We start from the raw sequence: 6,107 nt of genomic DNA on the forward strand, positions 1-6,107 counted from the left end.
TCGCGTGCGGGCCTTCAGCAGAGGCAGGGGGCCGCGCCGTCGTCTGTCGCGATGGCTGTGCTCTGGGTGGAGGGTTGTGCCCTGCTTGTGGCGATGCCGCTTTTCGGTGTCGTCCCAGAAGCGAGGTCGGTCTTTGTACTGCCTCTGGTTCTGCTGGTTCTTCTCTTCCTCGGCGCGCTGGTGGCTGCCACGTATGTACTACCCTCAGTTGCCCTCGGCCATTGGCTCGGCGGTCGTCGGGGCAGTGGAAGGCGTTGGTGGTGGGTGATGACCGGAGCCGCACTGGGGCTGGTGCCGGCCATAGGCCTGGCACTGCTGGTCGTGGCGTTCTCCGGAGAAAGCCCGGTATTCAGTTCGTGGCAGGACATCCGCGACTGGTTGCTGTACGCGGCAGCCCTCTACTCCATCTCCGTACCGGCGGCGCTGGCCGCGCACCGCACGGTACTTCACGCGGACGCGGGTCACCCAGTCCGGTCTGCAGGCCACATCATCGGATACGGAGCCCTTCTGTTGCTCACGGAGCTGGTCGTGGTCCTCATGGTGGTGAAGCTGTACGGATGAAAACTGGGTGATGCCCTTAGCGGCCTGGACAGCCCGATTCCTCATTCACTCCCCACCGGTGATCGCTCTCGACGCCAACGGATGCATCAATGCCTCCAGGGGTGGATCGGGCCCGAGTGTTTACCAGGGGTTCGCCGGTTCGCAAAATCGGGGAACCCCTGGAGAATTGATTACTCCACCGCCGCCCAGACCCATCCTCCGACGAAAGGCGCCCGCCACGCCACACGTACACCCCACACTTGCGACCGGTAGCAGAGCGTCCCGGCGTCCGCAGCGGCTACGCCCCGGTGTAGGCCAGGCGGAACAGGTCCGCAGCCCGCTCCAGGTCGCGCTCGGACCGCAACTGGACCTCCAGGTCCCCGGTGCCGTGATGCCCCAGGCCCGTCACGTCCCGCGTGAATCCGGGCACGAGATCGACGCCCTTCGGGTCGACCTTAGCGTCCGCGAGGATCCTGGCGTGCCGGACCGGCGGAACGCAGACGAAGTTCCGCAGCCGCCGGTAGGCCGTGTACTGCTTGCGCTGTACCGCGGCCACATCACTTCCCAGGCCGAGCACCACCTCGTCCAGCCCGGTGGCCAGGTCGGACGTCGCCGCTGCGGCCGTCCCGCCATCGGAGGGCGCCGGGCCACTCCCGCCGGTGTTCGACCGGCTGCGGGCGCCGACAGCCCGCCCGTGGACGGAGGCGATGGCCTCCAGCGCGATTCAAGGGCCTGGCCGTCCGCTGGGAAAGACGCCTCGAACTGCACGACGCCCTTGTCTCCCTGGCTTGCGCGCTTATCTGCTGGAGACGCCTCAAGAAGGTCCGCCCGTGATCGTGTTCCGAGCTCTCACGCAATGAGCGGAGTTGGTGGTGGGCCCGGCAGCGCGACCAGCGAGCCGCGGGACCGCGTTCGGCTCGGCGAGCCGGACCTCATGCAACCGCTGCCAGACGCTGGCCTCGTTCCAGTCCCGCAACCGCCGCCAGCGTCTCATGCCCGACCTGAACCCCAACTCCTGCAGCATTTACTCCCACTGGATGCCTGCGTGCAGCACCTACCTGATCCGGCACAACACCTCCGGGCGATGTCCATGAGTCGTTGGTGGAGTCCAGGTCGGGCGAACAGTGCGGCTCCGGTGCCGGCCGGTGAGTCGACCTGCGATCCGGTGCCGGTGCAGCGGTTGATCGACGAACGGATGCTGCCGGTGACCGCCCCGACGGTGGGGCGGACCGGTGAGCTCGTGGCGAACACGCTGGATCGGCTGGAGGAGCCGGTGGGCGGAGTCTCCGTGGCGGTTCGCGGGTTTCTCGTCGATTCCGAAGACCCGTGCAGGGCGGAGCGTGTCTGCCCGGTTTACCAGATACCGTCGATGACTTCTTCGAAGGTCAGGTGCCACTGCGAGTCCTCGTCCCCGAAGGGCAGTGGGTCGAACTCGGTGATCTCCGCACGGAGCCCGTCAACGCGTTCTTCCCGGTCCGCGTCGTCATCGTCCTCCAGCTCCTGCTGGAGGATCTGGAACTTGGTCAGGGCGTAGACGAGCGACTCGACGTCCCGGTGGATCGCCTTGTAGACGAGTCCGGCCTCACCGTCGCCGAGGGCGTAGACCGTTCCCGTGTCCGGGGCGAGAGCGAGGGTGGTGTCGGCGAACATGGCGAGCACCAGCCAGTCGTGGCTCTCCTTGGGCACCGGGCCTCGGTTGGCGTACCACTCGGCGAGGTTGATGGAGTCGTCGGCGCGCAGGCCGGCCTTGGACATGAACCACTCGGTGTCCGGGAGACCGATGCTGCTCAGGAACAGCGCGGTGCGGTCGTTCAACTGGTTGTGCGCGGCGCTGTAGCGGGGGAAGTAGACGACACCCGTCAGCCCGAACGCGGTGCCTACCTCGTCCGAGGACACAGCGAAGTTCATGCTGGAGCCTTTGCACTCTGGGACGGCGGCTGGTGATCAATGTTATCGGCCATGGTGGGCCTGCAGCTCTTCCATGTACTTTTGATGCTCGATATCACGTTTATGTCGGGCCACGTCCTGGTCGTATGTGTTGGTGTGGTGGACGGTGTCTGCTTTCTTGAAGTATTTGTCCAGCCAGGCGTCGCAGCGGGGGCGTTTCTGGCATGGCTCACGTTCCGTGAAGACTTCCTTCAGGCCGTCCTGTTTCCCGTTGTTCAGGAGGGGATAGCCGATCGACCGCTCTGAGTGCAGGCTCTTCTCGGAGTAGCCGACCAGGATACTCTCCCCCCGCCCGTCGGGATCGATGTAGCGGCCGGCCGCGTAGTTGTTCCCGCTGTAGTCGTCACGGGCGTATCGGGCCAGCTGTGTTGCCTGGCCCAGCTCGTCGGTGTAGGGGTCGACCTTGGTCGACGTCACCTTCGTCTTGTCCGTGTCGGCGACGCTGAACTCCTCGCGATCCGCGCGGGTTGAGGGCCGGTAGGCCTTGCCGTCATCGAGGATGCCGTCCAGGCGCGCCTTGTCGGTGCTGTCCAGGGCCTTCAGGTCGCCGTCCGCTTCGAGGCGGCGCACTGTTCCGTCCGCGTCCAGGAGGTAGGTGCGGACGTCCTTGCAGCCTTCGATGTCGTCCTTGGTCTTCTTGTCGCTGTGCTTGTGGTCCTTCTTGGCCTTGTCGATGTCGGCGCCGTGCTTCTCCAGCACCTGGACGGTTTCGTCCGCCTTTTTGTCGACGGCGTCCTCGGCCTTGTCCATGACGGTGGCGAGCTTGTGGAAACGACTGTCCTTCTTCACCGAGCTGCGCCGGGTGCCGCCACCGTTCTTGTGCAGCTCCTTCTTCTTGTCGAAGTCCCGCTTCGTCTCGTCGTAGCCGCCGGACGCCTTCTCGAAGTCGTCGAACTCGATCGCCAAGTCCGTTGCCATGTCCGCCGATCCGGACACGTAATCACCGGCATTGCCGTCGTCGTGGGCGTCGAGCGCACCGGTGAACAGGTCCTCGATCTCGGCGAGGATCTTCGCCTCGATCCGCTCGGTCACGACCTGGGTGATCTGTCCGACCGCGTAGTCGATGGCTTCGTGCAGGGCGATCCGGCATGCGGCGATCGCGGCGGCGCTGAGGAGTCCGCTGAGTCCGGCGGTGAAGATCATGCCGATGACGCCGGCTGTGGCTGCCGCGGCTGTCGCGCCGAGTTCGGCGGTGCAGGCGATCTTGCAGCCCTCGATGAAGCCGGCGCAGTCGTCGAGGGCATCCCCAAGGTCGTCCAGGGCTTTGGAGAACGTCGTCAGATCTTTGGTGGTCAGCTTGCCCCAGCGCCGGTCGATCGCGTCGACCGTCTGGCCCTTGCTCTTGCCGCCCACGATGTAGGAGCAGGCCCGATTGCCCTGGGTGATCGCGTCGTTGATGCCCTCGGCCAGGTTCCCGGAATGCGGCCGCCCCGTCGGCGAGATCCGTCGAGACTGCGATCACACCCAAGCGCCGGTCCAGGGCGGCCAGGCACTGGCTGAACGCGAACACGTCCGAGTTCAGCGGCTTGCCGGTCGGCAGCCGGTGCGTCCGGCTCCGGCGACGGTCGCCGTCAGGTCCATGGTGGTCACGGACAGCGAAGGCCGCGTCCTGTGGTGCAGTCCAGCACGTCCCGCGAGCTGCGCGGACATCACCCACGCCCGCCAGCTGGGGCTGGTCAAGCTCCTGGCCGACGGGCCCGCGGTGGAGATCCTGGCCGATGCCGGCTACCAGGGCCTGGGCGCCCAGACCGGTGGCCGGGTGGCATCGGCTCGCCGAGATTGCGCAAGGGGTCGGTCTCCGCAGAGAGGCGGCGTAACGCAGGCGTCAGGCCAAACTGGAGGTAGCACAGCAGCAGTGCCTGCGCTGGGAAGCCGCGAAGCGGTGGGCAACGACCGAACGGCAGAGGCGTCCGTGTCTGGCGCCTCGAAGCGTGACAAAAAGCGTGGCTGCGCGCAGCGGGGTTAGCCGAGTACGCCGACGCCAGCGCGCTCCGCCCCCACGCAGAGCTTCACCGTTGCTGCGGCAGATCCCTAAATCCCGCTACGCGGCCTGCAATCCCTGCGGACCCACCTACTGAGCGCCCGCTCCGTCAGACGTCCGACTCACCGAAGTAAGGCGGCAGCGCGCCTGCAGCCGTGGTCAGCGGCACCGGAATCCGGCTGACTTGTTCAAGCTCCCGCGTACCAATATTCGGGAGTGCCCCTCACAACCGGCATGACCTGGACGATCAACTAGGTGATGCCCCATCAGAACGAGCGTCAAATGAGCGTCACGAGCGTCATTTCAGCGTCAAGATATCGCCTGTAACGCCCACACCGCACATAATGCGCATGCGAAAAACCGCAGGTCAGGATCCCTTCGCGGCCGGTTCAAGGATCGCCACGCACTCCACATGATGCGTCATCGCAAACGCATGGAAACAAGGCCGACGACTTCAAGCAGCGATGCCAAAGAGATCGAGCCTCACACGGCCAGCCTCCATCACCAAGCGGAGGAGCATGTCCACAGATGGCCGGTTACCGAAACCGGGAACTCCACGGGATTGTTGGCAGTCCACCCAAGACTCCTTTCCTCGCAAATATCGCGAAGAAACCCCGGAAGGAACCGTCGACAGGAATGCTCAGCCAGATCGGGCAACCGCTTCACCACCGATTCAGCCCCGACCATGTCTGTGCAACATGGGGTGGTACGGCAAGCATCGCGGACGCCGCCAGAACGTTCGGCTCGTCGAGATCGAAGAGCTACGACCTTGTCCGCCGACCGCATACCCACCCGCAGATCCTTCGCGATCACTGCGGTCTACTCGCCCGCCACAAACCGTTCCCCGACCCAGAGCCAGATCTCCTCACGAATCGTCCGACGCCCAGCAGTCAGGCCCCCATCCTCCGGTTACCTCATCCCACAGGGGATACCGCAGGAATCATGAAACCGTTACCACCCGACGACAACCCGGAAATCTCAGCAATCGGAGCCGGTTGCAACGCCGCGAGAATTCTGCCCGAAAGCTGAAACGGTAGTGCCCGAATCCATGCCAAGTGTGTTCCACCACCCACCCTGACGCTTCCTCCCCGCGCCAGCGCCACAGCGAATCGGCACATTTCCGGGCCCGAGAGCACGGCAGATCCGACCACACCGAAGAACTGCCGGCGGGCACCCTTCACAATCAACTCAAGCGGCACCGATGCCACTACATCAACACCGAACGCACGATCCGCAACACTCCACGTTCAGCGCCAGGCAGAAGTCGAGAGGAGAAGCACCCTCCCCAGGCCTCCAGGAAGCCCCGCCGGACACCGCCCTCGACGCAGACATCAACGCGGCAAGCCCGCGATCCCCGGGACGGCAACCGATCCCGGTCCTCGCGGACGCATCGTCATGCCTGACGCCACATCACATGATTACCCATCAGCAAAGTCAGCAAAAGGTCAGCAAGTGTCTGAACATGCCTGGTCACAGGTGCTAATACTTGGGAGTGCCGGTCAGTCCGGAACCGGCGTCCGATCCTGCGCAATCGTGGGGCCCCCCCCCCGACGCGGGGGGGGGCCCGTTTTTTTGATCAGGGGCCCCCCACGGTTTTTGGATTTGCCCCCCGCCCCCCCCCAAACCCCCCCCGTGAAGG

General features: G+C 65.2%; 4 protein-coding genes and 1 pseudogene. 1 reads left to right on the forward strand and 4 read right to left on the reverse strand.

Features of this window, described 5'->3' with window-relative positions:
• The first annotated feature begins 51 nt into the window (after positions 1–51).
• Positions 52–561: a hypothetical protein gene (locus ABZX40_RS39965; RefSeq protein ID WP_355748867.1), complete on the forward strand. Its 510-nt coding sequence runs from the start codon at positions 52–54 to the stop codon at positions 559–561.
• Between the two features lie 277 nt (positions 562–838).
• On the opposite strand, the gene ABZX40_RS39970 is transcribed toward ABZX40_RS39965, so the two are convergent.
• The 4 genes and pseudogenes from ABZX40_RS39970 to ABZX40_RS39985 form a co-directional block, all read right to left on the reverse strand.
• The gene (locus tag ABZX40_RS39970; protein WP_355748850.1) at positions 839–1,264 is read right to left on the reverse strand and encodes a DUF5655 domain-containing protein; all 426 of its coding nucleotides are present in this window, start codon (positions 1,262–1,264) and stop codon (positions 839–841) included.
• Positions 1,265–1,435: 171 nt separating this feature from the next.
• Positions 1,436–1,618: pseudogene (locus tag ABZX40_RS39975) on the reverse strand (IS5/IS1182 family transposase); the annotation flags it as partial.
• A 275-nt stretch (positions 1,619–1,893) separates the two neighbouring features.
• A complete protein-coding gene (locus ABZX40_RS39980; RefSeq protein WP_355748769.1) occupies positions 1,894–2,448 on the reverse strand; it encodes an SUKH-4 family immunity protein in 555 nt (184 codons plus the stop codon).
• Positions 2,449–2,490: 42 nt separating this feature from the next.
• Positions 2,491–3,840 (reverse strand): nucleic acid/nucleotide deaminase domain-containing protein, encoded by a 1,350-nt coding sequence (locus ABZX40_RS39985; RefSeq protein ID WP_355748772.1) that lies wholly within the window; start codon positions 3,838–3,840, stop codon positions 2,491–2,493.
• Positions 3,841–6,107: the final 2,267 nt, after the last annotated feature.

The organism is Streptomyces sp. NPDC004610 (assembly GCF_040609715.1).
Lineage (GTDB): Bacteria > Actinomycetota > Actinomycetes > Streptomycetales > Streptomycetaceae > Streptomyces.

Bases quoted from the DNA above. Each gene is read 5' to 3' on its own strand.
- ABZX40_RS39965 (WP_355748867.1), top strand. From the start codon at position 52: ATGGCTGTGCTCTGGGTGGAGGGTTGTGCCCTGCTTGTGGCGATGCCG.
- ABZX40_RS39980 (WP_355748769.1), bottom strand. From the start codon at position 2,448: ATGAACTTCGCTGTGTCCTCGGACGAGGTAGGCACCGCGTTCGGGCTG.